Genomic DNA, 2,909 nt, shown 5'->3' on the forward strand with positions numbered 1-2,909 from the left:
TTTATGGTTTTCACGAGCGAAACTCCGTTCTTTTAATCAGTAATTGGTTCTACTGCAAAAACCCTGTTTCCGGGTATACCCACCGCTACATATGTGCTCAAAACCTCACCATTATACTAGATATGGCGGTTCTAATTTTGAAAAATGACTTTTTGCAATGGAATCGTAATTAAATTATACTAAATATCAATAATATATTCCAATGCTCTGTATCTTGCGTTTTCTGGTAACTGATGCAGCTTTTTCAGCTTTCTCACGGGCTTTGACTAGCTTAGAAATATTTCTGCCAATTCTGAATCTCAATGATATTCCCCTCCGGCTCGCGGGAATATATCATATTCAGTCTACCGATGTTAAATCATTGTATCAGCAAACCGGCGATTCCATTATATTATTGGATCTAGCTCTGCTGTTCATGCAAATTGGCGAACCTGACCGGGCTGAACTTTTGCTGGAACAAATAGACTGGAACCAGATTCCGGCGGATATGCGGCAGCAAATATTTGGGCGTTTTGCCGAAACCGATGCCGAGCTGATGTTTCAATTTAACATGATCGACACCTTGGAAGGTATGCGAGAAAAAATTGAAGAGAAAAATATATTGATTGACGCCAGCCTTAAAAAGGGTATAAAAAATATGCCGGTAGAATGGATAGATGCCGCCTGTTCACGTTATGACCTGTAACCTGCCCGGTTACGGACCGAACGTGAAAAACAACTCATTCAATATCTGCAGCAATCTGACCACCTTAAAAATATAATTACAACTCTGAGCGAAGATGAGAGGAATTAAGCTTCTTTGAATTCCTCAGCATTACCCTACTCGATTTAATAGGAACCCGACCGCTTAGCGGGGGATATATTTAACCTCGTTATAATCCTATTTCACTGGCATCTTGCACTTCCATTATAAATCCGGCAAAATCAGCCTTGTTTTTGCTATACTTCCGTATGTCTTTTTTGAAATAATTATCTATTTGCGCCCTGGTATAGGTAAAGGCTATTTTTTTGCCATCATTGTTTTCTATATTGAAGGTTACGATACCAACATTTTCAATAAGACTGAAGATTACTGCGGCATTTTTGAAATATGGCAGGCTCGCTCTCTCCTTTGTCCCATATCCTTGACAATTTATGATGAGGCCGTATGGCTCACTGTCTGTTTGCAATTCACAGCCTGCTGGTTTTATACCGTTTACATATGGCAATGAATACATCAAATGTACTACATTACTGTTATCGCCTGCATAATTGGATTTGTATTGGAGCAGTTCCTCAGCATCATATACGAAATTATATTGCAATAATTTCCCCCTGACTGCCAGGTGCTCTTTGTTGGACGCATCGATCCAAACACCCACGATTTGCTCATCATGGCATAAAAATGTAATATCTTTTGTGCTATCATCGCTGTTAATTGCCATAGCTGTATAGCGGAGCGGCTTATCAAGATAAGCGGAGAAATCATAGCCGTTTAACCTGGATTGTTTATTCAGATTATCAAAAAAGGACTGGTTATTCTCGCGTTCTTTTTGGGGAATATAAATATCAAAACCAACTCCGCTATTCATAACTACTTTGTAGCCTTTGGAATCATTATAGGCATCGATCCTTTTTTCTTTCGTTCTTTCTGTTTTATTAGTGGTCTTACCGGCCAGTTCAGTGTTTATTTCGTCTCCTGTTTCGTTTAATGCTGGTTGTGCTGTTTGACTGGGTACGGTTTTATTGCAGCCTATAATTCCAGCGGATGTTATCACAAGTATAATAATCAGGCATAATACGATAATTCCGCTGTTCTTGGGCACGATTACATCCTTTAGAAGCTTGTTTTTCATTTTTCTACCCCCAACATTTTATCTTGGATAATGACAATTTACGTAATAAAAAGCTAAAGACTCCTTTGGAAACAAAATTCTTCGGGGGCCTATCCTGTTCCTCGCTCAAAAAAACCTGCTCATTTACCATTGCAAACCCTTATCCCGCTTCACTTCATGCCACCAATCCAGCAAGTAGTTTTGCTGCTATTTCCATCTCTGGGAATGATAGCTTGAGGGTTCGTGTAGATTCCTGGAGCACAAAAGAACCTTCCCCTTATGCTCTTGCTTAATGATAATCAAGATAGAATTCCCCAAAGCGGGTGGTTGCTACTACTCCATGCAGTCCATTGTTTTGTACTTGAAAATATATGCGGTAGAGTCCGGGTCCGGCATTTAAAGCCACCGGACCGGAGAATTTCTGTTCTTGCAGCGACAAGGTCTGTTCCGGCAGTTCGGTAATTATCCCGGAAGCCTGGTCGATTTTAGCTGGCAAAATATGAATCACAGCTTCATTGGTGAAGCCTACCTGCCCTTCGACCATAAAACTATTCTGCTTGGACTGGACCTGGTATCCCAACCACCCGGCCATCCAGTCCAGGGAAACCATCGCCTTTCCGTTATGAGCATAGCCTACCTGCTGGTTTTGGTATAATAGTTTTTCCCCGTGGAACTCGATAATTCCTTCCCGTCGGTCAATCTCCTCGGCAATCAAATTGGCGTCTTCGCTGCTTTCTGCCAGTATTGTATCTCCTGAACGCTGACTGGAGTCAAAACGGGCCACCCGTTGCAGCGGGTCCCATTTTACTTCTCCGTAGGCTGCCAGTTCGCTGAGATAAATAGCGGTATAACCATCTATATTGAAGGAAGCAATTTCTTTCTGCTGAAGGAAGGTTTTGATATCGCTTGCCAGAATCATTCTATCTTTTCCCGCAAATGCAGTAGTCGGTTGTTGTCCGGGAGCCAGAAAAAGGGTCCCCCGCCTTGTTGCAGCGGTGTGTTGAATCTGCTCCGCAGTTTTTTCCGATGCTTAAAAAGAAATATAGCAATAAAGCGGTGATTTAGCAGGTGCTGCATTAATTCAACCCATTTACC

4 protein-coding genes are annotated in these 2,909 nt (G+C 41.7%); 1 reads left to right on the forward strand and 3 read right to left on the reverse strand.

From position 1 onward, the window contains the following. Window positions 1-202 precede the first annotated feature (202 nt). Complete coding sequence (locus tag PHP87_RS11710; protein WP_299921582.1) at window positions 203-685, forward strand: hypothetical protein; 483 nt, start codon at window positions 203-205, stop codon at window positions 683-685. A 187-nt stretch (window positions 686-872) separates the two neighbouring features. On the opposite strand, the gene PHP87_RS11715 is transcribed toward PHP87_RS11710, so the two are convergent. From PHP87_RS11715 to PHP87_RS11725, 3 genes are all read right to left on the reverse strand, one after another. Then, the gene (locus PHP87_RS11715) at window positions 873-1,835 is read right to left on the reverse strand and encodes a DUF4825 domain-containing protein (protein ID WP_299921584.1); all 963 of its coding nucleotides are present in this window, start codon (window positions 1,833-1,835) and stop codon (window positions 873-875) included. Window positions 1,836-2,103: 268 nt separating this feature from the next. After that, the gene (locus tag PHP87_RS11720; protein ID WP_299921586.1) at window positions 2,104-2,733 is read right to left on the reverse strand and encodes a hypothetical protein; all 630 of its coding nucleotides are present in this window, start codon (window positions 2,731-2,733) and stop codon (window positions 2,104-2,106) included. Then, a partial coding sequence (locus PHP87_RS11725) for a hypothetical protein (RefSeq protein ID WP_299921588.1) occupies window positions 2,730-2,909 on the reverse strand: 180 nt, incomplete at its 5' end. The genes PHP87_RS11720 and PHP87_RS11725, both read right to left, overlap by 4 nt.

This window comes from Syntrophomonas sp. (genome assembly GCF_028707975.1).
Classification (GTDB): Bacteria; Bacillota; Syntrophomonadia; order Syntrophomonadales; family Syntrophomonadaceae; genus Syntrophomonas.

Coding starts and splice junctions, on each gene's coding strand:
- PHP87_RS11710 (WP_299921582.1), top strand. CDS start 203: ATGCTCTGTATCTTGCGTTTTCTGGTAACTGATGCAGCTTTTTCAGCT.
- PHP87_RS11715 (WP_299921584.1), bottom strand. CDS start 1,835: ATGAAAAACAAGCTTCTAAAGGATGTAATCGTGCCCAAGAACAGCGGA.
- PHP87_RS11720 (WP_299921586.1), bottom strand. CDS start 2,733: ATGATTCTGGCAAGCGATATCAAAACCTTCCTTCAGCAGAAAGAAATT.